Source organism: Pseudomonas sp. Q1-7 (assembly GCF_028010285.1).
In the GTDB taxonomy this organism is placed as follows: Bacteria; Pseudomonadota; Gammaproteobacteria; order Pseudomonadales; family Pseudomonadaceae; genus Metapseudomonas.
Window position 1 is genome coordinate 42,654 of record NZ_CP116304.1, and the last position, 25,202, is coordinate 67,855.

General features: G+C 65.4%; 30 protein-coding genes. 18 read left to right on the forward strand and 12 right to left on the reverse strand.

Going from position 1 to position 25,202, the window contains the following annotated elements:
* Positions 1-7: 7 nt before the first annotated feature.
* Positions 8-424 carry a PA0061/PA0062 family lipoprotein gene (locus PJW05_RS00215; RefSeq protein WP_271409946.1) on the reverse strand — a complete coding sequence of 139 codons (417 nt, stop codon included), beginning with the start codon at positions 422-424 and terminating at the stop codon, positions 8-10.
* Between the two features lie 52 nt (positions 425-476).
* Between PJW05_RS00215 and PJW05_RS00220 the strand changes: the two genes are divergently transcribed.
* A complete protein-coding gene (locus PJW05_RS00220) occupies positions 477-1,553 on the forward strand; it encodes an aminopeptidase (protein WP_271409947.1) in 1,077 nt (358 codons plus the stop codon).
* A 58-nt stretch (positions 1,554-1,611) separates the two neighbouring features.
* Positions 1,612-1,845, forward strand: coding sequence for a DUF1161 domain-containing protein (locus PJW05_RS00225; RefSeq protein WP_271409948.1), 234 nt, complete (start codon positions 1,612-1,614; stop codon positions 1,843-1,845).
* Positions 1,846-1,949: 104 nt separating this feature from the next.
* On the opposite strand, the gene PJW05_RS00230 is transcribed toward PJW05_RS00225, so the two are convergent.
* Positions 1,950-2,594, reverse strand: coding sequence for an HAD family hydrolase (locus tag PJW05_RS00230; RefSeq protein WP_271409949.1), 645 nt, complete (start codon positions 2,592-2,594; stop codon positions 1,950-1,952).
* A gap of 4 nt (positions 2,595-2,598) precedes the next feature.
* Positions 2,599-3,144, reverse strand: coding sequence for a gamma carbonic anhydrase family protein (locus PJW05_RS00235; protein ID WP_271409950.1), 546 nt, complete (start codon positions 3,142-3,144; stop codon positions 2,599-2,601).
* 165 nt (positions 3,145-3,309) lie between these two features.
* Here PJW05_RS00235 and PJW05_RS00240 point away from each other — a divergent pair, with 165 nt between their 5' ends.
* The 6 genes from PJW05_RS00240 to PJW05_RS00265 all read left to right on the forward strand — a co-directional run bounded on the left by PJW05_RS00240 (position 3,310) and on the right by PJW05_RS00265 (position 8,652).
* Positions 3,310-3,504: a hypothetical protein gene (locus PJW05_RS00240; RefSeq protein WP_271409951.1), complete on the forward strand. Its 195-nt coding sequence runs from the start codon at positions 3,310-3,312 to the stop codon at positions 3,502-3,504.
* Positions 3,505-3,581: 77 nt separating this feature from the next.
* The gene (prlC, locus tag PJW05_RS00245; protein ID WP_271409952.1) at positions 3,582-5,630 is read left to right on the forward strand and encodes an oligopeptidase A; all 2,049 of its coding nucleotides are present in this window, start codon (positions 3,582-3,584) and stop codon (positions 5,628-5,630) included.
* Positions 5,627-5,893, forward strand: coding sequence for a YheV family putative zinc ribbon protein (locus PJW05_RS00250; protein ID WP_271409953.1), 267 nt, complete (start codon positions 5,627-5,629; stop codon positions 5,891-5,893). Before prlC ends, PJW05_RS00250 begins: the two co-directional genes overlap by 4 nt.
* A gap of 21 nt (positions 5,894-5,914) precedes the next feature.
* Positions 5,915-6,688, forward strand: a complete 774-nt coding sequence (locus tag PJW05_RS00255) for a DUF1835 domain-containing protein (protein WP_271409954.1) — start codon at positions 5,915-5,917, stop codon at positions 6,686-6,688.
* Between the two features lie 87 nt (positions 6,689-6,775).
* On the forward strand, positions 6,776-7,834 hold the full coding sequence (locus PJW05_RS00260; RefSeq protein ID WP_271409955.1) for a PA0069 family radical SAM protein: 1,059 nt from the start codon (positions 6,776-6,778) through the stop codon (positions 7,832-7,834).
* Positions 7,835-7,944: 110 nt separating this feature from the next.
* Positions 7,945-8,652: a carbonic anhydrase gene (locus PJW05_RS00265; protein ID WP_271409956.1), complete on the forward strand. Its 708-nt coding sequence runs from the start codon at positions 7,945-7,947 to the stop codon at positions 8,650-8,652.
* A 150-nt stretch (positions 8,653-8,802) separates the two neighbouring features.
* Here the strand turns inward: PJW05_RS00265 and PJW05_RS00270 are convergent, their stop codons facing one another.
* Positions 8,803-9,462, reverse strand: coding sequence for a hypothetical protein (locus PJW05_RS00270; protein ID WP_271409957.1), 660 nt, complete (start codon positions 9,460-9,462; stop codon positions 8,803-8,805).
* A gap of 373 nt (positions 9,463-9,835) precedes the next feature.
* Here PJW05_RS00270 and coxB point away from each other — a divergent pair, with 373 nt between their 5' ends.
* Genes coxB through PJW05_RS00290 form a run of 4 tightly spaced genes read left to right on the forward strand, consistent with a single transcriptional unit; the run spans position 9,836 to position 14,048 of the window.
* Positions 9,836-10,963 (forward strand): cytochrome c oxidase subunit II, encoded by a 1,128-nt coding sequence (gene coxB / locus PJW05_RS00275; RefSeq protein WP_271409958.1) that lies wholly within the window; start codon positions 9,836-9,838, stop codon positions 10,961-10,963.
* Between the two features lie 29 nt (positions 10,964-10,992).
* Positions 10,993-12,582: a cytochrome c oxidase subunit I gene (gene ctaD, locus PJW05_RS00280; RefSeq protein ID WP_271409959.1), complete on the forward strand. Its 1,590-nt coding sequence runs from the start codon at positions 10,993-10,995 to the stop codon at positions 12,580-12,582.
* 1 nt (position 12,583) lies between these two features.
* Positions 12,584-13,135, forward strand: coding sequence for a cytochrome c oxidase assembly protein (locus PJW05_RS00285; RefSeq protein WP_271409960.1), 552 nt, complete (start codon positions 12,584-12,586; stop codon positions 13,133-13,135).
* 25 nt (positions 13,136-13,160) lie between these two features.
* A complete protein-coding gene (locus tag PJW05_RS00290; RefSeq protein ID WP_271409961.1) occupies positions 13,161-14,048 on the forward strand; it encodes a cytochrome c oxidase subunit 3 in 888 nt (295 codons plus the stop codon).
* 30 nt (positions 14,049-14,078) lie between these two features.
* Here the strand turns inward: PJW05_RS00290 and PJW05_RS00295 are convergent, their stop codons facing one another.
* Positions 14,079-14,282, reverse strand: a complete 204-nt coding sequence (locus PJW05_RS00295; RefSeq protein ID WP_271409962.1) for a twin transmembrane helix small protein — start codon at positions 14,280-14,282, stop codon at positions 14,079-14,081.
* A gap of 69 nt (positions 14,283-14,351) precedes the next feature.
* Here PJW05_RS00295 and PJW05_RS00300 point away from each other — a divergent pair, with 69 nt between their 5' ends.
* The 6 genes from PJW05_RS00300 to PJW05_RS00325 all read left to right on the forward strand — a co-directional run bounded on the left by PJW05_RS00300 (position 14,352) and on the right by PJW05_RS00325 (position 19,818).
* A complete protein-coding gene (locus PJW05_RS00300) occupies positions 14,352-15,077 on the forward strand; it encodes an SURF1 family protein (RefSeq protein WP_271409963.1) in 726 nt (241 codons plus the stop codon).
* Positions 15,052-15,633, forward strand: coding sequence for a hypothetical protein (locus tag PJW05_RS00305; RefSeq protein WP_271409964.1), 582 nt, complete (start codon positions 15,052-15,054; stop codon positions 15,631-15,633). The genes PJW05_RS00300 and PJW05_RS00305 overlap by 26 nt, the downstream gene beginning before the upstream one ends.
* A 37-nt stretch (positions 15,634-15,670) precedes the next feature.
* A complete protein-coding gene (locus tag PJW05_RS00310) occupies positions 15,671-16,717 on the forward strand; it encodes a COX15/CtaA family protein (RefSeq protein WP_271409965.1) in 1,047 nt (348 codons plus the stop codon).
* 23 nt (positions 16,718-16,740) lie between these two features.
* Complete coding sequence (gene cyoE, locus PJW05_RS00315; protein WP_271409966.1) at positions 16,741-17,646, forward strand: heme o synthase; 906 nt, start codon at positions 16,741-16,743, stop codon at positions 17,644-17,646.
* Complete coding sequence (locus PJW05_RS00320; RefSeq protein WP_271409967.1) at positions 17,643-18,278, forward strand: SCO family protein; 636 nt, start codon at positions 17,643-17,645, stop codon at positions 18,276-18,278. Before cyoE ends, PJW05_RS00320 begins: the two co-directional genes overlap by 4 nt.
* Positions 18,279-18,486: 208 nt before the next feature.
* Positions 18,487-19,818: an IS4 family transposase gene (locus PJW05_RS00325; protein ID WP_271407860.1), complete on the forward strand. Its 1,332-nt coding sequence runs from the start codon at positions 18,487-18,489 to the stop codon at positions 19,816-19,818.
* Between the two features lie 48 nt (positions 19,819-19,866).
* On the opposite strand, the gene PJW05_RS00330 is transcribed toward PJW05_RS00325, so the two are convergent.
* The 7 genes from PJW05_RS00330 to zur form a co-directional block, all read right to left on the reverse strand.
* Positions 19,867-20,643: a MetQ/NlpA family ABC transporter substrate-binding protein gene (locus PJW05_RS00330; RefSeq protein WP_271409968.1), complete on the reverse strand. Its 777-nt coding sequence runs from the start codon at positions 20,641-20,643 to the stop codon at positions 19,867-19,869.
* A gap of 55 nt (positions 20,644-20,698) precedes the next feature.
* A complete protein-coding gene (locus PJW05_RS00335; RefSeq protein ID WP_271409969.1) occupies positions 20,699-21,364 on the reverse strand; it encodes a methionine ABC transporter permease in 666 nt (221 codons plus the stop codon).
* Positions 21,364-22,371 (reverse strand): methionine ABC transporter ATP-binding protein, encoded by a 1,008-nt coding sequence (locus PJW05_RS00340; protein WP_271409970.1) that lies wholly within the window; start codon positions 22,369-22,371, stop codon positions 21,364-21,366. The genes PJW05_RS00335 and PJW05_RS00340 overlap by 1 nt, the downstream gene beginning before the upstream one ends.
* Positions 22,372-22,536: 165 nt before the next feature.
* Entirely contained in the window at positions 22,537-22,965 is a 429-nt protein-coding gene (locus tag PJW05_RS00345) for a hypothetical protein (protein WP_271409971.1), read from the reverse strand.
* A gap of 121 nt (positions 22,966-23,086) precedes the next feature.
* Positions 23,087-23,872: a zinc ABC transporter permease subunit ZnuB gene (gene znuB, locus PJW05_RS00350; protein ID WP_271409972.1), complete on the reverse strand. Its 786-nt coding sequence runs from the start codon at positions 23,870-23,872 to the stop codon at positions 23,087-23,089.
* Positions 23,865-24,665 (reverse strand): zinc ABC transporter ATP-binding protein ZnuC, encoded by an 801-nt coding sequence (znuC, locus tag PJW05_RS00355; protein WP_271409973.1) that lies wholly within the window; start codon positions 24,663-24,665, stop codon positions 23,865-23,867. The genes znuB and znuC overlap by 8 nt, the downstream gene beginning before the upstream one ends.
* On the reverse strand, positions 24,662-25,162 hold the full coding sequence (gene zur, locus PJW05_RS00360; RefSeq protein WP_271409974.1) for a zinc uptake transcriptional repressor Zur: 501 nt from the start codon (positions 25,160-25,162) through the stop codon (positions 24,662-24,664). Before zur ends, znuC begins: the two co-directional genes overlap by 4 nt.
* Positions 25,163-25,202: the final 40 nt, after the last annotated feature.

Here is a 25,202-nt window from a genome sequence, read left to right on the forward strand (position 1 = left end):
GGAGATTTCAGACATCGCCGCAGCGACTTTCCCGAGCCTTGGCGACTTCCTTGTTGCGTTCGTCGTACAGCCGCGCCCAGGGGCGGAAACCGATGCCGCCGGCCGCCAGCTGGTAGCGCTCGCCAGCGCCGAAATCGCCGTAGGCCAGTTTCAGCAGGCAGGTACGGCGGTAGCTGGAGGTGCCCTGACCGATGTCGGTGCCGCTCACTTCGAACTCCAGGCGCACTTCCAGTTCGTGCCGGCCCGGCGCGACCTGGAAGTAGCGGGTGTCGTCCAGGGGCCGGTCGTCCACGCGGCTGGCCTGCACCACCTGGCCCTCCTGTTTGCGCAGGGAAATCCACGCCTGGCTCGGGTCGGGGCTGGGCATCAGCAGGGCACAGCCGCCAAGGCTGAGCAGCGGCAGGAAGAGCAGCAGAGGGCGCATGAAAGACTCCGGTCGATGGCGGCAGATGGCTCCAATGCGCTAGTGTCGCGGCATGTCGACCACCCTTCTTATCGAGTTGCTTGACCGCATTCGCCGGCCCTGGGTTCCCCTGCTGGGCGCCTGGCTGCTGAGCGGTTGTTCCAGCCTGGATTACTACGGCCAACTGGCCCGGGGTCAACTGGCGCTGCTCTCCGCACGCCAGCCGGTGCAGGCCCTGGTCGAAGACCCGTCGCAGCCGCCGCAACTGCGCCAGCGCCTGGCCCGGGCGCAGGAGGCGCGTGCCTTCGCCAGCACCGCGCTGGGCCTGCCGGACAACGGCAGCTACCGGGTCTACGCCGACATCCAGCGACCCTACGTGGTGTGGAACCTGTTCGCCACGCCGGAGTTTTCCCTGCAGCCACAGACCCACTGCTTCCCCATCGCCGGCTGCGTCGCCTACCGCGGCTATTACCAATTGGGTCGGGCACGGGGCGCCGCGGCGCTGCTCCGGCAGCAGGGGCTGGACACCTGGGTGGGCGGCGTCGAGGCCTATTCCACCCTCGGCTGGTTCGATGATCCGCTGCTCAACACGATGCTGCGCTGGGACGACGAGCGTCTCGCCGCGCTGATCTTCCATGAACTGGCCCACCAGCAGCTCTATGTGCCGGGCGATACCGCCTTCAACGAATCCTTCGCCAGCTTCGTCGAGCGCGAGGGCCTGGGCCAGTGGCGCGTCAGTCGAGGGTTGGACCCGACGGACGACCAGGACAGCCTCCGCCGCGACGCCCTTACCCGACTGGTGCTGGATGCCCGCGAGCGCCTGGCGCGTCTCTATGCCAGCGACCTGCCGACCGAACCCATGCGGGAGGCCAAGGCCGAGGCGTTCGAGCGCCTGCGCCGTGACTACCGTGCCCTGCGCGACCGCGACTGGGGTGGCGACACCCGCTTCGATGCCTGGGTGGAAGGGCCGATGAACAATGCCAAGCTGCTGCCTTTCGGGCTCTATGACCAATGGGTGCCGGCTTTCGCCGAGCTGTTCCGCGAGGCGGGGGGGAACTGGCCGGCCTTCTATCGGCGTGCCCGCGAGTTGGGCGAGCTGCCCTTGCCGGCCCGCACTCGGGCACTGGAAAGACTGATGGCGAAGGGCTAGAACTTGCCGAGCTGGCCCTCGGTCAAACGGTCAGGACATCAAGGAAACGGAGCAGGCGATGAAGAGCGTTGCGATAGTCCTGACACTGGTCGCGATGGCGGGAAACGCCCTGGCGGCGCCCAAGCCCTGCGAGGAACTGAAGCAGGAAATCGAAGTGAAGATCCAGGCCGCCGGGGTGACCTCCTACACCCTGGAGATAGTCCCGAACGCCGAAGTGCAGGACCAGAACATGGTGGTCGGCACCTGCGAGAACGGCACCAAGAAGATCATCTACCAGCGCAACGGCGATTGATCGCCCGGCCCTCGGCCCCCGGGTGTTTCAGCCAGGACAGGTTGTCGACCTGCATGGCGATCGACATCGCCCCCACAATTTCTTGCGTAGACATTCCGCTGCTTTCAAGCAAACGCCCGGTTCAGCTCGTCCAGGCTGGCGAAGTAGTAGGCCGGCGCTTCTCCCAGCAGTTCTTCGCGGCTGCCGAAGCCATAACCCACCCCCGCGCCGTGCAGGCCATTGCGGCTCGCGCCGATCAGGTCGTGCTTGCGGTCGCCGATCATCAGGGTATCGGCAGGGTCCAGGCCTTCTTCTGCCAGCAGGTGGGCGATCAGTTCCACCTTGTTGGTGCGAGTGCCGTCCAGCTCGCTGCCGTAAATGTGCTTGAAGTGCCGGTCGAAGCCGAAGTGGCGGGCGATCTCACGGGCGAACACGGTCGGCTTGCTGGTGGCGATGAACAGGGTGCGGCCCTGTTCGCGCAGGCGCCCGAGCAAGGCGTCGATGCCATCGAACACACGGTTCTCGTAAAGCCCGGTGACCTTGAAGCGTTCGCGATAGTGGTTCACCGCCTCCCAGGCGCGTACCTCGCTGAGCGCATAGGTGTGCATGAAGCATTGCAGCAGCGGCGGGCCGATGAAGTGCTCCAGCTTCGCCAGGTCCGGCTCATGGATGTCCAGCCTGGCCAGGGCGTACTGCACCGAGCGGGTGATGCCTTCGCGCGGGTCGGTGAGGGTGCCGTCGAGGTCGAAGAGGATGGTGCGGTAATGCATGCTTTCAGATTCCGTAGCCTTCGGCGATATGCAGGTCCTTCAGCTTCACGTAATTCGCGGCGCTGTAGGTGAAGAAGGCCTTTTCCTTGTCGCTGAGCGGGCGCGCCTGCTTCACCGGGCTGCCGACATAGAGGTAACCGCTCTCCAGGCGCTTGCCGGGCGGCACCAGGCTGCCGGCGCCGAGCACCACGTCGTCCTCGATCACCGCGCCGTCCATGACGATGCTGCCCATGCCGATCAGCACCCGGCTGCCGACCGTGCAGCCATGCAGCAGCGCCTTGTGGCCGATGGTCACGTCGTCGCCGATTTCCAGCGGATAGCCGTCCGGATTGAAGGGGCCGGCGTGGGTGATGTGCAGCACGCTGCCGTCCTGCACGCTGGTGCGCGCGCCGATGCGGATGCGGTGCATGTCGCCACGGACGGTGACCAGCGGCCAGATCGAGCTGTCCTCGCCCAGGTGTACATCGCCGATCACCACGGCGGAGGCGTCGACGAAGACCCGCTCGCCGAGTTGGGGGGCGATGCCCTGGTAGGTTCTTATCGGGTTCATAGCTTTTCCTGTGGCTGCATCAGGCCCCGATTGTAATTAAGATGCTTTCCTACGGCCCGGATAACCCTCGCATGGCGACGGATGTCCGAAGGCTGACACCCCTTTTCGGCAAAAGTGTCAATAATCTGGCATAATGGCGGGCCGCCTTTGGAAAAGGAGAGTGTTATGTCAACCTTGCGCATCAGATCCTCCGCGCGAAAGACCCAACCGGAAGCGGCTCTGGAAACCCGCGAGTCCCTCGCGATTCAAGTTGCTGCCTACCTGCGCCGCGGTGGAGAGATTCAGAAGATCGCCAAGGGAGTCAGCGGTCTGCCAAAGAACGGCGCCTGGTCCATGTCCAGGAATCGAAGAAGAAAATGAATCGTGAGGGGGCCTTGTGCCCCCTCTATCGTTATCAGTGCTCCATCAACTCTATCCAGACGCAACAGGTGAATGCCGTGAGTGCCAGCAATCCCCTCCTGCAAGACTTCGACCTGCCGCCCTACTCCGCCATCAAGCCGGAGCATGTCGAGCCGGCCGTTGACCAGATCCTCGCCGACAACCGCGCCGCCATCGTCGAGTTGCTGGCGCGCCAGGACGGTAAACCGACCTGGCAGGGTCTGGTGCTGGCGCTGGACGAACTGGGCGAGCGCCTGGGGCGCGCCTGGAGCCCGGTCAGCCACCTGAACGCCGTGTGCAACAGCGCCGAGCTGCGCAGCGCTTACGAGGCCTGCCTGCCGAAACTGTCGGAATACTGGACCGAGATGGGCCAGAACCGCGCCCTGTTCCAGGCCTACGAGGCCCTGGCTGCCAGCCCCGAGGCGGCCGGTTTCGAGGTGGCGCAGAAGACCATCCTCGACCACGCCCTGCGTGACTTCCGCCTGTCCGGCATCGACCTGCCTGCCGACCAGCAACAGCGCTACGGCGAAATCCAGATGAAACTGTCCGAGCTGGGCAGCCGATTCTCCAACCAGTTGCTGGACGCCACCCAGGCCTGGACCAAGGAAATCCACGACGAAGCCGCCCTGGCCGGCCTCACAGATTCCGCCAAGGCGCAGATGAAGCAGGCCGCCGCGGCCAAGGGCCTGGACGGCTGGCTGATCACCCTGGAATTCCCCAGCTACTACGCGGTCATGACCTACGCCGACGACCGTGCCCTGCGCGAAGAGGTTTACACCGCCTACAGCACCCGCGCCTCCGACCAGGGCCCCAACGCCGGCCAGAACGACAACGGCCCGGTGATGGCCGAGATCCTCGACCTGCGCCAGGAACTGGCCCGGCTGCTGGGTTTTGCCCACTTCTCCGACCTCAGCCTGGCCACCAAGATGGCCGAGTCCACCCCGCAGGTGCTGGGCTTCCTCCGTGACCTGGCCCGGCGCAGCAAGCCCTTCGCCGCCAAGGACCTTGACGAGCTCAAGGCTTTCGCCGCCGAGCGCGGTGTCGCCGACCTCAAGAGCTGGGACGTGGGTTATTTCAGCGAGAAGCTGCGCGAGCAGCGCTACAGCATTTCCCAGGAAACCCTGCGCGCCTATTTCCCGGTCGACAAGGTGCTCTCCGGCCTGTTCACCATCGTGGAGCAGCTCTACGGCATCGGTATCCGCGAACTGTCCGGCTTCGACACCTGGCACCCGGACGTGCGCCTGTTCGAGATCAGCGAGAACGGCCAGCATGTCGGCCGTTTCTTCTTCGACCTCTACGCCCGCGCCAACAAGCGCGGCGGCGCCTGGATGGACGGCGCCCGCGACATGCGCAGGTCGGCCAGCGGTGAACTGATCAGCCCGGTGGCCAACCTGGTGTGCAATTTCACCCCGGCCGTGGGCGACAAGCCCGCCCTGCTGACCCACGACGAAGTCACCACCCTGTTCCACGAGTTCGGCCACGGCCTGCACCACCTGCTCACCCGCGTCGAGCATGCCGGCGCCTCCGGCATCAACGGCGTGGCCTGGGACGCGGTGGAGCTGCCCAGCCAGTTCATGGAGAACTGGTGCTGGGAGCCGGAAGGTCTGGCGCTGATCTCCGGCCACTACCAGACCGGCGAGCCGCTGCCCCAGGACCTGCTGGACAAGATGCTGGCGGCGAAGAACTTCCAGTCCGGCCTGATGATGGTGCGCCAGCTGGAGTTCTCCCTGTTCGACTTCGAGCTGCATGCCACCCACGGCGATGGGCGCGGCGTGCTGGACGTGCTGGAGGCGGTACGCAGCGAAGTGGCGGTCATGCGTCCGCCGGCGTTCAACCGCTTCGCCAACAGCTTTGCGCACATTTTCGCCGGTGGTTACGCGGCCGGTTACTACAGCTACAAGTGGGCCGAAGTGCTGTCCGCCGACGCCTTCTCCCGCTTCGAGGAGGACGGTGTGCTCAACCCGGCCACCGGCCGCGCGTTCCGCGATGCCATCCTCGCCCGTGGCGGTTCCCAGGAACCCATGGTGCTGTTCGTCGACTTCCGTGGTCGCGAACCGTCCATCGACGCCCTGCTGCGCCATAGCGGCCTGTCGGAGGACGTGGCATGAGCACGACGCCCAAGCGTTTCATCGCCGGTGCCGTGTGCCCGGCGTGCAGCGAGATGGACAAGATCCAGATGTGGGACGAGGACGGCGTGCCGCACCGCCAGTGCGTGGCCTGCGGCTATGCCGACACCCTCAACGCCCAGGGTCAGTCGGTGCCCAAGGAGCTGGGTACCCGGGTCAACCAGGGCACGCCCAAGCCAGCCGATCCCAGGGTCCAGGGGGTGCAGTTCTTCCCCAATCCGAAGTTGAAGAAACCAACGGAATGACAACCAAGCCAAGGAGGGCTCATGTGGCACCTGACCTGCGGTGATGTGGCGGCTGTCGGCGTCAGGCGCGTCCTGGGCGATGCGGCCGCCGAGCCATTGCGTGTGATGCGGGATGACCTCGCAGTGGGGCCGCTGCTGGATGTCGACCAGCGACCCTGCAGCGCGCGCATAGCGTTCTGGCTGAGTGTCTGGCCGGACACGGTGATGCCACGACCTGACTTCGAAAGCGGCCTCAGCGCCGATGCCGACTGGCTCGCCAGTCTCCGGCAGCAGGACCGGCCCGTGACCGTCTGGCATGGCGACAGTTGCTCCGAGCAACTGCTGCTGGCCCGTGTGGCCGCCGCCCTGGAACACAGCGAGCTGCCGCTTTGGGAAGTGGCCTGCGGGACCGGCGACAGTGGCGTCGACGGGCGCCGGGCGGTGGGTATGATCGACCCGGCAGTCCTGTCCGCCTACTACCTGCCGAAGCGGGTGGACGCCGAACGCCAGGCCGGACTCGCCGCGCAATGGCGTACCGCCGTGGCGGCCGGTTCGGATATCCGTCGCTGGCGGGAGGGCGATTTCCACGGTGAGGATCATCGGGCGGTGGATACCGTCCTCCTCGCCGCCTGCACGCCGGAATGGCGGCCGCTGGCACGGGTCATGGCGGAGCTGATGGCGCGTAGCGACGGCTTCTTCGCCACCGATTTCTTCTCGTTCTGGCGTGCCCGCGAATTGGCCGCCCAGGGACGTATCGAATTGGCTGGGAGCCCGGGTCAGCACGGCTACGGCGGACTGCAGGTGCGTCGGGTCTGAACGGTGGGGCACCGTCCGGCAGAAGTGGGCTTGGCGTGGGAAAAGGCTGCATATACTGTATGAATATACAGCTAACGGAGCCCGACCATGTCTGCCCCCCTTCCGCCCCGTGGCCGTGGCACGGCCAGCAACCCGTTTAACCGCTTCGCGCCCACCACCTCGGTGGCCATGGATGACGGCTGGTTCCAGGAAGTTCCGCCCAGCGGTGCGACCGAAGTCAGGTTCGAAACCGCCAAGAGCATCATCACCCGCAACCAGTCGCCGGACCTGCCCTTCGACCGCTCGGTGAACCCCTATCGCGGTTGCGAGCACGGCTGCATCTACTGTTACGCAAGGCCCAGCCATGCCTATTGGGACATGTCGCCGGGGCTGGATTTCGAGACCCGGCTGATCGCCAAGACCAACGCCGTCGCCCTGCTCGAACAGCAGCTGTCCAAGCCCGGCTACCAGTGCGCGCCGATCAACCTCGGTTCCAACACCGACCCCTACCAGCCCATCGAGCGTGAACACCGCCTCACCCGCCAGACCCTCGACGTATTGCTGCGTTACCGCCACCCACTGACCATCGTCACCAAGGGCTCGCTGGTGCTGCGCGACCTCGATTTGCTCAGCCAACTGGCGGAACAGAACCTGGTGACGGTGATGATCAGCCTCACCACCCTCGACGACGAACTCAAGCGCGTTCTCGAACCCCGCGCCGCGGCGCCGTCGGCGCGCCTGAGGGCCATCCGCGTGCTGCGCGAGAACCGCATTCCGGTGGGGGTGCTCTGCTCGCCGATGATCCCGATGATCAACGACATGGAGCTGGAAAGCCTGCTGGAGGCGGCCCGCGATGCCGGTGCCCGCCAGGCGAACTACATGCTGTTGCGCCTGCCTCGGGAAGTGGGTCCGCTGTTCGAGGAATGGTTGCAAGCGCATTACCCGCAACGCGCGGCCCATGTGATGAGCATCATCCGTCAGTGCCGGGACGGAGACATCTACGACAGCCGCTTCGGTCACCGTTTCAAGGGGCAAGGGCCTTTCGCCGAGCTGCTGGCCCAGCGCTTCGCCGTGGCCATGCGCAAGCTGGGGATGAACCGGCGGCGCGAGCATGAACTGGATTGTTCACGTTTCTGCCCGCCCGGCGGACAGATGGCATTGCTCTGAGGTGTGACTCGGATGGCTGTATCGACAGTCCTGTAGGAATCCAGATGCCGGTGATCCGTGGATAATGGGCGGCATAACAGACAATTCCTACGATGACCGAGGTTGGCAGCATGAGCAACGAGCACGATAAGCAGCGTAGTGAGAGTGCGGAAGAAGCCCTGCGGAACATAGTCGAGGGCTTCCAGAGGTTCCGCGACGAGGTCTTCCCGCAGCAGGAAGAGTTGTTCAAGAAGCTGGCCCACGAGCAGAAGCCTCGCGCCATGTTCATCACCTGTGCCGACTCGCGCATCGTCCCCGAACTGATCACCCAGAGCTCACCGGGCGATCTGTTCGTCACCCGCAACGTCGGCAACGTGGTTCCGCCCTATGGGCAGATGAACGGTGGTGTCTCCACCGCCATCGAGTTCGCGGTGATGGCTCTCGGGGTCCACCACATCATCATCTGCGGCCACTCCGACTGCGGCGCCATGAAGGCGGTGATGGACCCGCAGACCCTGGAACGCATGCCCACGGTGAAGGCCTGGCTGCGCCACGCCGAGGTGGCCAAGGTGGTGGTGCAGGAAAATTGCGGCTGCGCCAGCCACGAGTCCCTGGAAGTGCTTACCGAGGAAAACGTGGTGGCCCAGCTCGACCACCTGCGCACCCACCCGTCGGTGGCGGCGCGCCTGGCCAGCGGCCAGCTGTTCATCCACGGCTGGGTCTATGACATCGAGACGTCGGTGATCAAGGCCTACGATGCCGAGCAGGGTCGCTTCCGTCCCATCGGCGACGGCCCGCTGCCGATGGCCACGCCGCGGCCGCGCTACCAGAACGACTGAGGAAAGGTTCCGGCATGGCGTTGTAGGGGCGATTTCATTCGCTGAGGGCCGCGCAGCGGCCCCATCGATTCCCAGGCCGGACTTGCGGTCCGGTTAGCGAATGAATTCACCCCCACGACGATCTTTCAAGGCAGCGGAGTGGAGCCCACTTCAGCCCGCCGCGCGCTGCCCCTGGTTCAGCTCCAGCTCGACGCCCAGTTGCCGGGACAGGCAGGGCCAGCGCTTCCAGGCTTCCTCCACCTTGGGATCGCGTAGCTGCTGGCGGTAGGCCTGGGCCGAGGGCAGGCTGAACACCTCTTCATCGAGAAGGCCATCGACGGCATGGTGCACGGCTTCGTCCAGCTGGTTGGCGAAGGGTTCGCCGATCAGTTGGTGGGCGATCAGGTTAGCCACCGTGGTATCCAGCGGGATCAGCGGCTGGCCGAAATGCACGATATAGCGATCGTTGACTTCCTCCACCAGGCGATGGGCCAGGTAGGCTTCGTCGAGCAGACCTTCCAGGCCGTCGTGTCCGTCCATCAGCGCCGGCGGTTGCAGGAAGAATTGCTCGGCGACGTTCAGCACCGGCTTGATACGCGACTCGATCCCGGCTTCGCGGGCGACGTCGGCGGCGGCATCCAGCACGTCCGGCACCTGTTCCACGTAAGCGGCGATAAAGCGGGCGAGCACGCCCTGGGCATCGTCGGCCGGCAGTCGGATGGCGGGATGCAGGCTGTCGATCTGGGCTTCGAGTATCCGGGTCAGCTGGGTTGAGGCGGCTTCGTTCTGGAGTGCGCGCTGGATGACTTCGCGCAGTGCGGCGGTGTTCATGACTGCTCCTGGAAGGACATGGCATTTGGAGGTGAAGCAAAGACCTTAGCTCGCCCTGCAGAACTGCTCAGACCGGATTGTCATAATTCTTGAACAGTTATGCGGGTGGGCTATAACGGCACTTTGCCACTCATTGCCGGCCCTCGCCAGCCGTGGCCTTTAGCACAAGGGTTACGCGCTTTCAGGCATTTTTTCGGCCGCGTTGCGCGGCGCAAGTCCCTGTCTATACTCCGACTCGAAAGGCATTACCTGATGGAACCCGACTGTGCACCTGCGTGCCGAGGTCGGCGGTCCGAGTATGGTGGTCCGGACAGCCGTCCCCAAGCCGTTGGCCCAGCCGGCGGGATAACAAGAACGAGAAGGGGAACCCGCAATGATGCGACATCCACGAGTCTGGATGGGACTCCTGCTGTGGTCTGTTCTCACCCAGGCGGAGGCTGCCTGGACAGTCAACATGGCGCCCGGGGCCACCGAGGTCAGCCGCACCGTCTTCGATCTGCACATGACCATCTTCTGGATCTGCGTCGTCATCGGCGTACTGGTCTTCGGTGCCATGTTCTGGTCGATGATCATCCACCGCCGTTCCACCGGACAGCAGCCGGCGCACTTCCACGAGAGCACCACGGTGGAAATCCTCTGGACCGTCGTGCCCTTCGTCATCCTCGTGCTGATGGCGGTGCCGGCGACCAAGACCCTGATCGACATCTACGACACCTCCGAATCCGGGCTGGATGTGCAGGTCACCGGGTACCAGTGGAAATGGCACTACAAGTACCTGGGCCAGGACGTGGAGTTCTTCAGCAACCTGTCCACGCCCGCCGAGCAGATCCACAACAAGGCGCCCAAGGATGAGCATTACCTGCTGGAAGTCGACCAGCCGCTGGTGGTGCCGGTGGGCACCAAGGTGCGCTTCCTGATCACCGCCGCCGACGTGATCCACTCCTGGTGGGTGCCGGCGCTGGCGGTGAAGAAGGACGCCATTCCCGGCTTCGTCAACGAATCCTGGACGCGCATCGAGAAGCCTGGCCTCTACCGGGGACAGTGCACCGAGCTGTGCGGCAAGGACCACGGCTTCATGCCCATCGTGGTCGAGGCCAAGTCCCAGGAGGACTTCGCCAAATGGCTCGCCCAGCGCAAGGAAGAGACCGCCAAGCTCAAGGAACTGACCGACAAGGAATGGACCCTCGAAGAACTGGTGGAGCGCGGCGACAAGGTCTACCACACGACCTGCGCCGCCTGTCACCAGCCTGAAGGCCAGGGCATGCCGCCCATGTTCCCGGCGCTCAAGGGCTCGAAGATCGCCACCGGTCCGAAGGAAGAGCACCTGAACATCGTCTTCCACGGCAAACCGGGCACCTCCATGGCCGCCTTCGGCAAGCAACTTTCCGAAGTCGATATCGCCGCTGTCATCACCTATGAACGCAACGCCTGGGGCAACAACAAGGGCGACATGGTGACGCCGAAGGAAGTCCTGGCGCTGAAACAGGCGGAAAGCCAATGAAGAAGACACCGGCCTATATGGAGACTGACATGAGTGCAGTGATCGACCACGATCATGCCGGGCATGATCACCACCACGGTCCGGCCAAGGGCCTGATGCGCTGGGTGCTGACCACCAACCACAAGGACATCGGCACCATGTACCTGTGGTTCAGCTTCGCGATGTTCCTGCTGGGCGGGTCCATGGCGATGGTGATCCGCGCCGAGTTGTTCCAGCCCGGCCTGCAGATCGTGCAGCCGGAGTTCTTCAACCAGATGACCACCATGCACGGCCTGATCATGGTGTTCGGTGCCGTGATGCCGGCCTTCGTCGGCCTGGCCAACTGGATGATCCCGCTGATGGTCGGCGCGCCGGACATGGCCCTGCCGCGGATGAACAACTTCAGCTTCTGGCTGTTGCCGGCGGCCTTCGGCCTGTTGGTGAGCACCTTGTTCAGCGCAGGCGGGGGGCCCAACTTCGGCTGGACCTTCTACGCGCCGCTGTCCACCACCTACGCGCCGGAGAGCGTCACCTACTTCATCTTCGCCATCCACCTGATGGGCATCAGCTCGATCATGGGGGCGATCAACGTGATCGCCACCATCCTCAACCTGCGTGCCCCCGGCATGACCCTGATGAAGATGCCGCTGTTCGTCTGGACCTGGCTGATCACCGCCTTCCTGCTGATCGCGGTGATGCCGGTGTTGGCCGGTTGCGTGACCATGATGCTGATGGACATCCACTTCGGCACCAGCTTCTTCAGTGCCGCCGGCGGTGGCGACCCGGTGCTGTTCCAGCACGTGTTCTGGTTCTTCGGCCACCCCGAGGTGTACATCATGATCCTGCCCGCCTTCGGTGCGGTCAGCTCGATCATCCCGGCGTTCTCGCGCAAGCCGCTGTTCGGCTACACCTCGATGGTCTACGCCACCGCGTCCATCGCCTTCCTGTCCTTCATCGTCTGGGCGCACCACATGTTCACCGTGGGCATCCCGCTGACCGGTGAGCTGTTCTTCATGTTCGCCACCATGCTGATCGCCGTGCCTACCGGGGTGAAGGTGTTCAACTGGGTGACCACCATGTGGGAAGGCTCGCTGACCTTCGAGACGCCGATGCTGTTCGCCGTGGCCTTCGTCATCCTGTTCACCATCGGCGGTTTCTCCGGGCTGATGCTGGCCATTGCCCCGGCGGACTTCCAGTACCACGACACCTACTTCGTGGTGGCGCACTTCCACTACGTGCTGGTACCCGGCGCCATCTTCGGCATCTTCGCCTCGGCCTACTACTGGCTGCCGAAATGGACTGGCCACATGTACGACGAGACCCTCGGCAAGCTGCATTTCTGGTTGAGCTTCGTCGGCATGAACATGGCGTTCTTCCCCATGCACTTCGTGGGGCTGGCGGGCATGCCGCGGCGGATTCCGGACTACAACCTGCAGTTCGCCGACTTCAACATGATCTCGTCCATTGGCGCGTTCAGCTTCGGGGCCACCCAGTTCCTCTTCCTGTTCATCGTCATCAAGTGCATCCGTGGCGGCAAGAAAGCCCCGGCCAAGCCCTGGGACGGTGCAGAGGGCCTGGAGTGGACGGTGCCGTCGCCGGCGCCCTACCACACCTTCAGCACCCCGCCGGAAGTGAAGTGAGATGAGCGGCGAAATGAGCACTCGCCGCCTGATCCAGCGCCTGCTGCTGCTGGTGGTGGCGATGTTCGGCTTCGGCTTCGCCCTGGTGCCCATCTACGACGTGATGTGCCAGGCCTTCGGCATCAACGGCAAGACCACCGGGTCGGCCTACGAAGGGGCCCAGAGCGAAGACCAGCAGCGCCAGGTGCGGGTGCAGTTCCTCGCCACCAATGCGGCGGGAATGAGCTGGGAATTCCGCCCCAAGGCGGACGATCTGGTGGTGCATCCGGGGGCGAGCAACGAGATGCTCTTCATCGCCTACAACCCCACCGACAAGCCGATGACCGCCCAGGCCATTCCCAGCGTGGCGCCGTCCAAGGCGGCGGCCTTCTTCCACAAGACCGAGTGCTTCTGCTTCACCCAGCAGGTCCTGCAGCCGGGCCAGCGCATCGAGATGCCGGTGCGCTTCATCGTCGACCGCGACCTGCCGGTGGATGTGCACCACCTGACCCTCGCTTACACGCTGTTCGATATCACCGCCCGCACGCCACCAGTCGCCAGGAATGACGGCTGACGGGCCGATAAGGAGAACAACAACGATGGCTAGTCACGAGCAGTATTACGTCCCGGCCCAGAGCAAATGGCCGATCATCGCCACCTTCGGCCTGCTGATCACGGTTTACGGCCTGGGCACCTGGTTCAACGACCTCAAGGCCGCGCGTCCGGACTCCAACGGGCCGATCTTCTTCTTCGTCGGCGGGCTGATCCTCGCCTACATGCTGTTCGGCTGGTTCGGCAACGTCATCCGCGAGAGCCGGGGCGGCCTCTACAGCCCGCAGATGGATCGCTCCTTCCGCTGGGGCATGAGCTGGTTCATCTTCTCCGAGGTGATGTTTTTCGCCGCCTTCTTCGGCGCCCTCTTCTATGTGCGCTTCTTTGCCGGGCCCTGGCTCGGCGGCGAGGGTGACAAGGGTGTGGCCAACATGCTCTGGCCCGGCTTCGAGTTCGCCTGGCCGGCGTTGAACAACCCAGACGCCAAACTGTTCCCGCCGCCCAAGGCGATCATCGATCCCTGGCACTTGCCGTTGATCAACACCGCCCTGCTGGTGACGTCCAGCTTCACCGTGACCTTCGCCCACCACGCGCTGCGCAAGAACAAGCGTGGTCCGCTCAAGCTGTGGCTGGCCTTGACCATCCTGCTGGGTGTGACCTTCCTCGGCTTCCAGGCCGAGGAATACATCCATGCCTACAAGGAGCTGGGGCTGACCCTGGGCTCGGGCATCTACGGCGCCACCTTCTTCATGCTCACCGGTTTCCACGGCGCCCACGTGACCATGGGGGCGTTGATCCTGACGGTGATGCTGGTGCGTATCCTGCGCGGCCATTTCGACGCCGACCACCATTTCGGCTTCGAAGCGGCGGCCTGGTACTGGCACTTCGTGGACGTGGTGTGGATCGGCCTGTTCACCTTCGTCTACGTGCTCTGAGGGCGGTGGCCGGAGGCGGGGGCTTCCGGACTACCAGGTGACCTGGGAAACGAATTGGCCGCTGTAGAAGCCCCAGGCGATGAGCGCCAGGGTGATGGCGGCCAGAACTACACGAACCGTAAGCGCATTGACCACGCGGGAGCTGCGTCCTTCGTCCTTGACCAGGAAGAAAAGGCCGCTGAACAGGCTGACCAGCGTGGCAAGCAACAGGAGGACGATCGCGGCCTTGAGCATGCGTGACTCCGCGGGAAGGGGGATGTTGTGCAGTATAGCCAGCCCTGTTCAGCCTCTCGGAAGGCGGCCATGAGCGCCTTCCGGCCCGGCCTGGCGCCCACTCTGGTGGTTCTCGCGCTGCTGCCGGTGTTGCTGGGCCTGGGCTTCTGGCAGCTTTCCCGCGCCGAAGAGAAACGCCAATTGCTCACCGCCGCCGAGGCCCGGCGCATCGCCCTGCCGGTAACGGTTGAACAGCTCGCTGCCAGTCCCGATCCCGCCTACCTGCGCGTGCGCCTGCACGGCCATTTCGACGCCGACCACAGCCTGCTGCTGGACAGCCGCATCCGTGACGGCAAGGCCGGCGTGGAATTGCTGCAACCTTTCCAGGCCGGCAACGGTCAGTGGCTGCTGGTCAACCGAGGCTGGCTGCCCTGGCCGGATCGCCGCGTGGCGCCGGAATTCAGCACCCCCGATGGTCTGCAGGCACTGATCGCCTGGGCCTACGTGCCGCCGGGTGCGGCCTTCGAACTCAAGCACCTGGAAGCCGCCGGCTGGCCCCGGCTGGTCAACCAGGTGGATGCCGCCGCCCTCTGGCAGCACCTGGGACGCAGCGGCCTGCCCCTGGAGCTGCGCCTGGAGCAAGGCCCGGCGGCCTACCGCAGCGATTGGCCGGTGGTCGCCATGGGGGCGGACAAACACATTGGCTATGCCGTGCAGTGGTTCGCCCTGGCGGCCGCCCTGCTCGGCCTGTTCATCTATTACGGATTGCGCAAAGGACGGGAGAACAACAATGAACCCAGCACTCGCCATGCCTGACGCCGCGCCACCGCGCCGCCGTGGGCGCATCCAGCTGCTGCTGATCCTGATGGTGGTGATCGGCCCGATGCTGCTCGCCACCGCCATGTACAAGTTCAACTTCTGGGTGCCGGAGGGCCGGAGCTACCACGGCGCCCTTATCGGCAATGGCCAGACCCTGGCCGACCTCGGCGTGCAGGATGCGACTCAGTCGGAAACATGGACGTTGCTGGTGACCGCCCCGGCCGGCTGCCTGGAGGACTGCCAGCAGTTGGTCTATGCGGCGCGGCAGATCCACATCGGCCTGGGCCGCGAGGCTTCTCGCGCCACCCATGCCCTGGCCACCACCGAGGTGTCCGCGGACTACGCCGCCCGGCTCCAGCAGGAGTACCCGCAGCTCAAGCGCCACGGCCTGGATGCCGCCGCCTATGAAAAGGCCACCGACAACCTGGGCGGCGCGCAGCTGTGGATCGTCGATCCCCACGGCAACCTGGTGCTGCGCTACGACGGCAGCGCCAAGGGCAAACAGATTCTCAACGACCTGCGTCACCTGCTGAAGCTTTCCAATATCGGTTGAACGAGCCCTTTCCCCGGAAAGGTGAGGAGCGGCTGCTGTGGATAACCTCAAGAACCGGCCTGGATACCGCCTCGCCCTGTTCGCCACCCTGCTGGCCGTGGTGGTGGTGCTGCTGGGCGCGTACACCCGCCTGACCCACGCCGGTCTCGGCTGCCCCGACTGGCCGGGGTGCTACGGCTTCATCGGCGTGCCGCAATCCGAAGCCCAGCTGGCACACGCCGAGGTCAACTTCCCCCATGCGCCAGTGGAGGCCGAAAAGGGCTGGAACGAGATGGTCCACCGCTACTTCGCTGGCACCCTGGGCTTGGTGATCCTGGGGCTGGCCATCCAGGCGGTGCGCCTGCGCGGCCGCGACGGCCAACCGCTGAAGTTGCCGCTGCTGTTGCTGGGCGTGGTCATCACCCAGGCGGCGTTCGGCATGTGGACGGTGACCCTGCAGCTCTGGCCCCAGGTGGTGACGGCCCATCTGCTGGGCGGATTCACCACCCTCTCGCTTCTGCTGCTGCTTTGTCTGCGCCTGTCCAATGCCTTCCCTCCCCTGCATCTACCGGTGCGGCTGCGTCGTTGGGCGGCGTTGGGCTTGGCGCTGGTGATCGGGCAGATCGCCCTGGGGGGATGGGTCAGCTCCAACTATGCGGCAGTGGCCTGCGTCGACCTGCCCACCTGCCACGGTGAATGGTGGCCGGCCATGGACTTCGCCAACGGCTTCCACCTCACCCAGCACATAGGCCCCAACTACCTGGGTGGACAACTGGACAGCGATGCCCGCACCGCCATCCACATGACTCACCGGCTCGGCGCCCTGGCGGTAACCCTGGTGCTGCTGGCCCTGGCCTGGCAACTGCGCGGCGCCGGGCTTTCACGCCTGGCCGGGCTGCTGCTGGCGGCACTGTGCCTGCAGGTGGGCCTGGGTATCAGCAACGTGCTCTTGCACCTGCCGCTGCCGGTGGCGGTGGCCCACAACGGCGGCGGTGCGCTGCTGCTGCTGGTGCTGGTATCAGTGAACTACCGGGTGCGGGCGCAGGCTCCGGCCGCCTCCGTTTCCGCCGCGGCGGTCCGGCACCACGCCGGCAAGCCGGCCTGAACACAAGAAGAAGGAGAGACGCCATGGCCACTCTGCTCAGCCAAGGACACAGTGAAGTCCGCGCCAGCTGGCGCGACTACCTGGAACTGACCAAGCCCAAGGTGGTGGTGCTGATGCTCATCACCTCGCTGGTGGGGATGTTTCTCGCCACTCGCGCCGGGGTGCCCTGGGACGTGCTGCTGTTCGGCAACCTCGGCATTGGCCTCTGCGCCGGTGCGGCGGCGGCGGTCAACCATGTGGTGGACCGGCGCATCGACTCGATCATGGCGCGCACCCTCAAGCGCCCGGTGGTCAATGGTCGTGTCTCGCCGGCGGCGGCGCTGGCCTTCGCCTTCGTGCTGGCGGTGGCCGGCCAGGGGCTGCTGCTGGCCTTCACCAACGAACTGACCGCCTGGCTGACCCTGGCCTCGCTGGTGGGGTACGCCGTGCTCTACACCGGCTTCCTCAAGCGCGCCACGCCGCAGAACATCGTCATTGGCGGCCTGGCCGGCGCTGCGCCGCCGCTGCTGGGCTGGGTAGCGGTCACCGGGCACCTGTCCGCCGAACCGCTGCTGCTGGTGCTGATCATCTTCGCCTGGACCCCGCCGCACTTCTGGGCCCTGGCCATCCACCGCAAGGCCGAATACGCCAAGGCCGACATCCCCATGCTGCCGGTGACCCACGGCGAGCAGTACACCAAGGTGCACATCCTGCTCTACACCCTGGCGATGTTCGCGGTGAGCCTGCTGCCTTATGCCATTCACATGAGCGGCCCGCTCTACCTGGTTTGCGCCACGGCATTGGGCGCGCGCTTCCTGCAGTGGGCCTGGGTGCTGTACCGTGACAGCAAACCGCACGCGGCGATCAGGACCTTCAAGTACTCTATCGCCTACCTCTTCCTGCTGTTCATCGCGCTGTTGGTGGACCACTACCTGATGCTGAACCTATGACCAGAATCCAGAAAACCGTCTTCGTCCTCGTCGCTGTCGTCGCCGTGGTGCTCGGCCTCACCGTGCATCGGGTGCTCAACAGCCAGGGCCAGACCGACCCCACCAAACTGCTCGACGCCGGCATCGTCCTGCTGCCCCAGAGCCGCACGCTGCCGGCGCTGGAAATGATCGACCAGAACGGCGCCAAGGTCGCGGTGGACCAGTTCAAGGACAAGTGGAGCCTGGTGTTCTTCGGCTACACCTTCTGCCCGGACATCTGCCCCACCACCATGGCGCAGATGCGCGAGCTCAAGGGCCTGCTGCCGCCGGAAGCGCGGGACAACCTGCGCATCGTGTTCGTCAGCGTCGACCCGAATCGCGACACCCCGCAGCAGATGAAGCAGTACATCGGTTACTTCGACCCGAGCTTCGTCGGCATTACCGCCGACCTGCCCACCCTGCAGAAGCTGGCCAACGCGGTGAGCATTCCGTTCATCCCGGCCGACACCAGCAAGGAGAACTACACCGTGGACCACAGCGGCAATCTGGTGGTGCTCGGCCCGGACGGCACCCAGCGCGGCTTCATCCGCTCGCCGCTGAACAACCAGAAGCTCAAGGAGCAACTGCCGGGATTGCTGGCGCCCAAGGGCTGACCGTAGGTTGGGTCGGGCGGCGCTCCGCTGAGGAACGAAGCCAACGAATCCGGTGCACAGCCTTTCGCGAATGAATTCGCTCCCACAGGAAACCAGGCACCCACAAAAAAGCCCGCTCAATCGAGCGTAATGCTGTTCACATAAGCATTTGAGCTGCAGCCGAAGCTCCCCGAGAATCCGATGCCAGACCTCTGGCATCGGATTTTTTATGTCCTTTCAACAGCAGTTGCTCGACCTGGGCGAGTTGTTCAACTTCTCCGACTTGAGCACCTTCACCCAAAACATCCCGATCGAGTGGGTGGCGTCGGCGCTGGACCTTTCTGCCCAAGCCACCATCCGCCGCCGGCGCCTGCCCAGTGATCAGGTGCTCTGGCTGGTGCTCGGCATGGCCTTGTTCCGCGACGAGCCGGTCCATGAGGTGGCGCGGCGCCTGAACATCTGCGCCCAGGGTCTGGCCTCCGACCACCTGCTGGCCAGAAGTGGGGTCACCGAGGCACGCAAGCGGCTGGGGGCCGATCCGGTTGAATGGCTGTTTCGCCAGACGGGTCAGCAATGGGGGTGTGAGCGCTATGACGGCGATAGCTGGCAGGGCCTGCAGGTGTTGGCGGTGGATGGTGCACTGCTGCGCACCCCGGATACACCCGAACTGCGGGAGCATTTCGGCTCTGGCAATACCGCCACCGACCGTCAGACGCCGTTCCCCATGCTGCGGCTCGTGGCCCTGATGAATGTGCGCTCGCACTTGATTCTGGATGCCCAGTTGAGCCCATACCGGCGCAGTGAAATGCGTTTGGCCGATGCCTTTGTGCAGCAGATTCCCGACCATTCGGTGACCTTGTTCGACAAGGGGTTCTGGAGCGCCGATTTGCTGTTGGGGTTGAACAAGGGCGGTGACCACCGACATTGGTTGATCCCGGCCCGCCAGGGTCTAGTCAGCGAGGAAGTGACGCGTTATGGCAAAGGGGATCGCCTGTTGCGCATGAAGGTGTCGCCCCAGGCGCGAAACCGTAACCCGAACCTACCCACGCACTGGGAGGTGCGCGAGGTCAGCTACGAAGTCCAGGGCAAGGTAAAAACCGTTCTGACCTCGCTGCCGGCCGAGCGCTACAGCGCCAAGGCGGTCGCCACACTGTACCGGGAGCGCTGGGAGATCGAACTGGGTTTCCGGAACATCAAGAGTTCCCTGCAGCAGAATGCGGTGACCCTGCGCAGCAAGGTCAAGGCGTTGGTCTACCAGGAGGTCTGGGGATTGTTGCTGGCCTACAACATCATCCGCCGTGAGGCCGGTCAGGCGGCAGTCGCCTTCGGCCGCTCACCCGCCGACATCCGCTTCAAGCCGGTGGCTCACTATATCGCCGTGCAATTGATCGTGATGGCGGCGGCCAACCCGATTTCGGCCACGGGCCGTCGCCTGTCGGAGTTGCGAGCCGGTATTGGCGGGCTGTTTCTGGATCACCGCCCCAAGCCATCAAGACCCAGGACGGTGAAGATTTCCAAGACCCGCTACCCGGTGGACCGCAAGGCTGCTCCGCTTAAGTGAACAGCATTACGCTCAATCGAGCGGGCTTTTTCATTCATGCCGAAGCAATCAGAACGCCGGAACCACCGCGCCCTTGTACTTCTCCTCGATGAATTGCTTCACCTCGGGGCTGTGCAGGGCCGCGGCCAGTTTCTGCAGGTCGGCGTTGGCCTTGTTGTCCTCGCGGGCCACCAGGATGTTCACGTAGGGCGACTCGCTGCCTTCGATGGCCAGGGCGTCCTGGGTGGGGTTCAGCTTGGCTTCCAGGGCGTAGTTGGTGTTGATCAGCGCCAGGTCCACCTGGTTCAGCACGCGCGGCAGGGTCGCGGCTTCCAGCTCACGCACCTTGATGCCCTTCGGATTCTCGGCGATGTCCTTCGGGGTGGCGGTGATGCGGGTGTTGTCCTTCAGCTTGATCACGCCGGCCTTGTCCAGCAGCAGCAGGGCGCGGCCGCCGTTGGTGGCGTCGTTGGGGATGACCACCTGGGCGCCTTCCGGCAGCTCGGCCAGGGACTTCACCTTGCTGGAGTAGGCGCCGAAGGGCTCGACGTGGACGCCGACCACGGACACCAGCTTCACCTTGGTCTGGCGGGCCTTGTTGAACTCGTCCAGGTAGGGCTGGTGCTGGAAGAAGTTGGCATCCAGGCGGCCTTCGGCAACCTGCACGTTGGGCTGCACGTAGTCGGTGAAGACTTTCACCTGCAGGTCCACGCCTTCCTTCGCCAGTTGCGGCTTGATGAACTCGAGGATTTCCGCGTGGGGCACCGGGGTGGCGGCCACCTTCAGGGTGTCGGCCTGGGCGGAGAGGGTGGTCAGGGCGGCGAAGGCCACCAGCAGTTTTTTCATGAGCGGCTCCTTGTGGGCAGTCGTGGGGGCCGGCGCAACGGGCGCCGGCGCCAGGTCATTTACGGGAAAAGTGAACCACCAGCTTGTCGCCGACGGTTTGCAGGATCTGTACGAGCACCAGCAGCAGGACCACCGTGACCACCATCACGTCGGTCTGGAAGCGCTGGTAGCCGAAGCGGATGGCCAGGTCGCCGAGGCCGCCGGCGCCCACCACTCCGGCCATCGCGGTGTAGGACACCAGGGTGATGGCGGTGACGGTGATGGCGGCGAAGATGCCCGGCCGGGCCTCCGGCAGCAGGGCATTCCAGATGATCTGGCGGGTGGTGGCGCCCATGGCCTGGGTGGCTTCGAGGATGCCGCGATCCACCTCGCGCAGGGCGGTTTCCACCAGGCGCGCGAAGAAGGGCGTGGCGCCCACCACCAGCGGAGGGATGGCGCCGGCGACACCCAGGGAGGTGCCGGTGATGAACACGGTGAAGGGGATCATCACAATCAGCAGGATGATGAAGGGCAGCGAACGCAGCACGTTCACCAGCAGCGACAGCAGGCCGTAGACGGCTTTCTGCTCGAACAGCTGGCGAGGGCCGGTGAGGAACAGCAGCACGCCCAGGGGCAGGCCCAGCAGCACGGTGAACAGCAGCGAGCCGCCGAGCATCAGGAAGGTGTCGAGGGTGGCGAGCCAGATTTCGTACCAGTCGATATTGGCGAGCAGGGCGTCCATCAGCGCAGGATCTCCAGGTGCACGTCCGCCTCGCGGAAGCAGGTCAGCGCGGCGTCGATATCGCCGCCGGTCAGGGCCAGGGTCAGCTGGCCGTAGGGGGTGTCCTTGATGCGGTCGATTCGTCCCGCGAGGATGCTGTAGTCCACCCCGCTCTGGCGCGCCACGGTGCCCAGCAGCGGGGCGTAGGTCGCGTCGCCGCGGAAGGTCAGGCGCAGGATGCGGCCGCTGACATGGGCGAAATCATCGCGCTGCTCGCCTTCGTCCACGTGTTCGTCTTCCAGCACGAAGCGCTGGGTGGTGGGGTGCTGCGGGTGCAGGAACACATCGGCCACCGCGCCCTGCTCGACGATGACGCCACCGTCCATCACCGCGACGCGGTCGCAGACCCGGCGGATCACGTCCATCTCGTGGGTGATGAGGACGATGGTCAGCTTCAGTTCGCGGTTGATCTCGGTCAGCAGTTGCAACACCTGCGCGGTGGTCTGCGGGTCGAGGGCGCTGGTGGCCTCGTCGCAGAGCAGGATTTTCGGCTGGGTGGCCAGGGCGCGGGCAATGCCGACACGCTGCTTCTGGCCGCCGGAAAGCTGCGCCGGGTACTTGCGCGCGTGGTCGCTGAGGCCGACACGGGCCAGCAGTTCGGCGACGCGGCGATCGATCTCGCTGCGGGACAGTTCGCCCGCGAGCTTCAGCGGCAGGCCGACGTTCTCGGCCACGGTCTTGGACGACAGCAGGTTGAAGTGCTGGAAGATCATCCCGACGCGCTGGCGGAAGCGGCGCAGGCCCTCGCTGTCGAGGGCGGTGACGTCGGTGCCTTCGATGACGATGCGGCCACCGGAGGGTTCCTCGAGGCGGTTGATCAGGCGCAGCAGGGTGCTCTTGCCGGCGCCCGAATGGCCGATCAGGCCGAAGACTTCGCCGCTCTGGATGGCGAGGTCGGTCGGCTGCAGGGCCGGGATTTCACGGCCTTCGACGCGATACGCCTTGTGGACGTTATGGAATTCGATCACTGCGGAAACCTTGTGGGTTCGTCGTTAGCCGGATCGGCTAAAAAGCCGGCAAGTTTACCTGCTGCCACATAGGCACAGAAAATCTTTCTGTGCCTATGGCTATAGCATCGGGGAATAAGCGACAGGCGGGCTCAGTGCAGTCTAGCTGCCTGTCGGCCGGCGGCCTCAGGACTGAGGGGCCGGCTCCAGCGGCAGGGCTTCGTTGCCCGCCTGGCGCGCCTTGTCGATGGCGCCGTTGAGGCCTTCGGTCAGCGCCGGGGCCTTGGGCATCAGGCTGCGCGCGTGGCTGAGGGCCGTGGCGGCGCCGTCCAGGTCTCCCAGTTGCAGGGCGACCTGGCTGCGCTTGAGCCAGGCATCGGCCAACTGGCGCTGGTAGTGCGCGACGCGGGCGTCCGCCGCGTTGCTGCCTTCCAGGGCCCTGAGCTGGCTTTCTGCCTCGGCCAGTTGGCCGGCCGCCAGGCTCTGGTCGAGCTGCAGGAAGCCGCTGCTCAGTGCGTCGGTGGGCGGCTCCGCGCCCTGTTGTGCGGTCTGGCAGGCGGCCAGCAGCACGGAAAGCGCGGCGATGGATAGGCAACGAGTGGCGAACGGTTTCATTTCGTCAGGTCTCTGATTGCTCAAAAAATGCGCGATTGTACACGCTGCTCGGGCTTAGGACAAAAAAGCAGTGTCATTCCGGCCGCCGGGCTGGCGATTCTGTCGCCTTGCCTGGCGCCGCTCAGGTGCGACGCGGCAGGGCGAAACTGAAGAGGAACAGGCTCGCGGCCGACACCACGATGGACGGGCCGGCCGGGGTGTCCTCGTACCAGGACAGCGCCAGACCCGCGCACACCGCCACCAGGCCCAGCAGGCTGGCGCCCAGGGCCATCTGCTCGGGGCTGCGGGCGTGACGCTGGGCGGCGGCGGCCGGGATGATCAGCAGGGACGTGATCAGCAGCACGCCGACGATTTTCATCGCCACGGCGATGACGATGGCGATCAGCAGCATCAGGCCGAGGCGGATCGCCGCCACCGGCAAGCCTTCCACCCGCGCCAGTTCCTCGTGCACGGTGATCGCCAGCAGCGGCCGCCAGATAAGGGTCAGCACCAGCATCACCAGGGCGCTGCCGCCGAGAATCCAGGCGAGGTCGGTCCGGCTCACTGCCAGCAGGTCGCCGAACAGATAGGCCATGAGATCGACGCGTACCTCGCTCATGAAGCTCAGCACCACCAGGCCCAGGGACAGGGTGCTGTGGGCGAGGATGCCCAGCAGGGTGTCGGAGGCCAGCGGTTGGCGCTGCTGCAGGGTCACCAGCAGCACGGCGAGCAGCACGCAGCCGACGGTCACCGCGAGGGTGGGGCTGACGTCGAGCATCAGGCCAAGGGCCACGCCGAGCAGGGCGGCATGGGACAGGGTGTCGCCGAAATAGGCCATGCGCCGCCAGACCACGAAGGAGCCGAGGGGGCCGGCCACCAGGGCCAGGGCCAGGCCGGCGAGCAGGGCGTTGAGGAGAAAGTCAGCCATGGTTGCAGTCGGGGCCGTGCTTGTGGACGGGCGTGAAGCGGGTGCCGCCGGGGAAGGGGGGCTTCACCACTTCGCCATGCAGGTCGTGGGCATGGTCGTGGTGGTGGTGGTAGACGGCCAGGCTCTTGGCGTCCTGGCCGAACAGTTCGACGAAGGCCGGGTCGCCGCTGACCTGTTCCGGGTGGCCGGAGCAGCACACGTGGCGATTCAGGCAGACCACCTGGTCGGTGGCGCTCATCACCAGGTGCAGGTCGTGGGAAACCATCAGCACGCCGCAGCCGTGGCGGTCGCGCAGGCGGCCGATCAGGCGATAGAGCTCGGCTTGGCCGGCGACGTCGACGCCCTGCACCGGCTCGTCCAGCACCAGCAGCTCGGGCTCGCGCAGCAGGGCGCGGGCCAGCAGCACGCGCTGCAGCTCGCCACCGGAGATGTTTTGCAACGGGTTGTCGATCACCTGGGCCGCGCCCACTTCATCCAGCGCGGCGAGGGCGGCCTTGCGGTCAACCCCCGGCACCAGGCGCAGGAAGCGCAGCACGGTCAGCGGCAGGGTGGCGTCCACCTGGAGCTTCTGCGGCATGTAGCCGATGTGCAGGCGCGGCTTGCGCCAGACTTCGCCGCTATCGGGCTTGAGCAGGCCGAGCACGGCGCGCACCAGGGTGGTCTTGCCGGCGCCGTTGGGGCCGATCAGGGTGACGATCTCGCCGGCCTTCACTTCCAGGCGCACATCCTGCAGCACCGGTTGGCCCGCGAAGTCGACGCCGACCCCGTCGAGACGGATCAGTACATCGCTCATGCGGCCACCTGGCAGCTGGCGCAGAGGCCGACGATCTCCACGGTCTGGCCTTCGACCACGAAGCCCACGGACGTGGCGCTCTCGACAATGGCCTGGCTGATGCTCGGTTGTTCCAGCTCGATGGCGGTCTGGCAGTTGCGGCAGATGAGGAACTGGCCCTGGTGGGCGTCGCCCGGGTGGTTGCAGCCGACGAAGGCGTTGAGCGAGGCGATGCGGTGCACCAGGCCGTTCTCCAGGAGGAAGTCCAGGGCCCGGTAGACGGTGGGCGGCGCCGCGCGGCGGCCGTCTTCCTCGGTCAGCACGCCGAGGATGTCGTAGGCGCCCAGCGGCTTGTGGCTTTGCCAGACCAGTTCCAGCACGCGCTTGCGCAGGGCGGTCAGGCGCAGGCCCTGGCGGGCGCAGATGGCATCGGCCTCGGCCAGGGCGTTGGACACGCAGTGGGAATGGTCGTGGGGACGACAGGCCAGGGGGGCCTTTACGCTGATCGGCTTGAGCATGGCGGCGGCGACGTCAGGTGAAAGAGACGTTATTCTATAA

Excerpts from the sequence above, each read along its gene's own strand:
- PJW05_RS00215 (WP_271409946.1), bottom strand. The coding sequence starts at position 424 with ATGCGCCCTCTGCTGCTCTTCCTGCCGCTGCTCAGCCTTGGCGGCTGT.
- PJW05_RS00220 (WP_271409947.1), top strand. The coding sequence starts at position 477 with ATGTCGACCACCCTTCTTATCGAGTTGCTTGACCGCATTCGCCGGCCC.
- PJW05_RS00225 (WP_271409948.1), top strand. The coding sequence starts at position 1,612 with ATGAAGAGCGTTGCGATAGTCCTGACACTGGTCGCGATGGCGGGAAAC.
- PJW05_RS00230 (WP_271409949.1), bottom strand. The coding sequence starts at position 2,594 with ATGCATTACCGCACCATCCTCTTCGACCTCGACGGCACCCTCACCGAC.
- PJW05_RS00235 (WP_271409950.1), bottom strand. The coding sequence starts at position 3,144 with ATGAACCCGATAAGAACCTACCAGGGCATCGCCCCCCAACTCGGCGAG.
- PJW05_RS00240 (WP_271409951.1), top strand. The coding sequence starts at position 3,310 with ATGTCAACCTTGCGCATCAGATCCTCCGCGCGAAAGACCCAACCGGAA.
- PJW05_RS00250 (WP_271409953.1), top strand. The coding sequence starts at position 5,627 with ATGAGCACGACGCCCAAGCGTTTCATCGCCGGTGCCGTGTGCCCGGCG.
- PJW05_RS00255 (WP_271409954.1), top strand. The coding sequence starts at position 5,915 with ATGTGGCACCTGACCTGCGGTGATGTGGCGGCTGTCGGCGTCAGGCGC.
- PJW05_RS00260 (WP_271409955.1), top strand. The coding sequence starts at position 6,776 with ATGTCTGCCCCCCTTCCGCCCCGTGGCCGTGGCACGGCCAGCAACCCG.
- PJW05_RS00265 (WP_271409956.1), top strand. The coding sequence starts at position 7,945 with ATGAGCAACGAGCACGATAAGCAGCGTAGTGAGAGTGCGGAAGAAGCC.
- PJW05_RS00270 (WP_271409957.1), bottom strand. The coding sequence starts at position 9,462 with ATGAACACCGCCGCACTGCGCGAAGTCATCCAGCGCGCACTCCAGAAC.
- coxB (WP_271409958.1), top strand. The coding sequence starts at position 9,836 with ATGATGCGACATCCACGAGTCTGGATGGGACTCCTGCTGTGGTCTGTT.
- ctaD (WP_271409959.1), top strand. The coding sequence starts at position 10,993 with ATGAGTGCAGTGATCGACCACGATCATGCCGGGCATGATCACCACCAC.
- PJW05_RS00285 (WP_271409960.1), top strand. The coding sequence starts at position 12,584 with ATGAGCGGCGAAATGAGCACTCGCCGCCTGATCCAGCGCCTGCTGCTG.
- PJW05_RS00290 (WP_271409961.1), top strand. The coding sequence starts at position 13,161 with ATGGCTAGTCACGAGCAGTATTACGTCCCGGCCCAGAGCAAATGGCCG.
- PJW05_RS00295 (WP_271409962.1), bottom strand. The coding sequence starts at position 14,282 with ATGCTCAAGGCCGCGATCGTCCTCCTGTTGCTTGCCACGCTGGTCAGC.
- PJW05_RS00300 (WP_271409963.1), top strand. The coding sequence starts at position 14,352 with ATGAGCGCCTTCCGGCCCGGCCTGGCGCCCACTCTGGTGGTTCTCGCG.
- PJW05_RS00305 (WP_271409964.1), top strand. The coding sequence starts at position 15,052 with ATGAACCCAGCACTCGCCATGCCTGACGCCGCGCCACCGCGCCGCCGT.
- cyoE (WP_271409966.1), top strand. The coding sequence starts at position 16,741 with ATGGCCACTCTGCTCAGCCAAGGACACAGTGAAGTCCGCGCCAGCTGG.
- PJW05_RS00320 (WP_271409967.1), top strand. The coding sequence starts at position 17,643 with ATGACCAGAATCCAGAAAACCGTCTTCGTCCTCGTCGCTGTCGTCGCC.
- PJW05_RS00325 (WP_271407860.1), top strand. The coding sequence starts at position 18,487 with ATGTCCTTTCAACAGCAGTTGCTCGACCTGGGCGAGTTGTTCAACTTC.
- PJW05_RS00330 (WP_271409968.1), bottom strand. The coding sequence starts at position 20,643 with ATGAAAAAACTGCTGGTGGCCTTCGCCGCCCTGACCACCCTCTCCGCC.
- PJW05_RS00335 (WP_271409969.1), bottom strand. The coding sequence starts at position 21,364 with ATGGACGCCCTGCTCGCCAATATCGACTGGTACGAAATCTGGCTCGCC.
- PJW05_RS00345 (WP_271409971.1), bottom strand. The coding sequence starts at position 22,965 with ATGAAACCGTTCGCCACTCGTTGCCTATCCATCGCCGCGCTTTCCGTG.
- znuB (WP_271409972.1), bottom strand. The coding sequence starts at position 23,872 with ATGGCTGACTTTCTCCTCAACGCCCTGCTCGCCGGCCTGGCCCTGGCC.
- znuC (WP_271409973.1), bottom strand. The coding sequence starts at position 24,665 with ATGAGCGATGTACTGATCCGTCTCGACGGGGTCGGCGTCGACTTCGCG.
- zur (WP_271409974.1), bottom strand. The coding sequence starts at position 25,162 with ATGCTCAAGCCGATCAGCGTAAAGGCCCCCCTGGCCTGTCGTCCCCAC.